The organism is Staphylococcus equorum (assembly GCF_001747895.1).
Taxonomy (GTDB): Bacteria; Bacillota; Bacilli; order Staphylococcales; family Staphylococcaceae; genus Staphylococcus; species Staphylococcus equorum_A.
The window spans coordinates 1-234 of the sequence record NZ_LNNB01000024.1 but is presented as its reverse complement, the minus strand read 5'-3'; the positions used below and the strand labels follow the sequence as shown (position 1 = coordinate 234).

Here is a 234-nt window from a genome sequence, read left to right as displayed (position 1 = left end):
ATCAGGCAATGTATCGCCAGAAACACGATTAACAGTTATAGATACAACAGTACCTACAGCCCCAACGGTGAATGAGGTTACAAGTGAAGGCACACAAGTAACAGGAACTGGCGAACCAGGCTCGACGATTACGGTTAAATTCCCAGATGGAAGTGTGGCAACAGGTACAGCAGACAATCAAGGCAATTACGCAATAGGTGTTCCGACGAACGTAGATTTAGTAGGAAATGAAGA

Annotated in this window: 1 protein-coding gene; it reads left to right on the top strand. The window is 44.9% G+C overall.

Annotated elements, in window-relative coordinates:
- The coding region (locus tag AST02_RS10395) for an Ig-like domain-containing protein (RefSeq protein ID WP_256092400.1) at window positions 1-234 on the top strand (234 nt) is incomplete at both ends.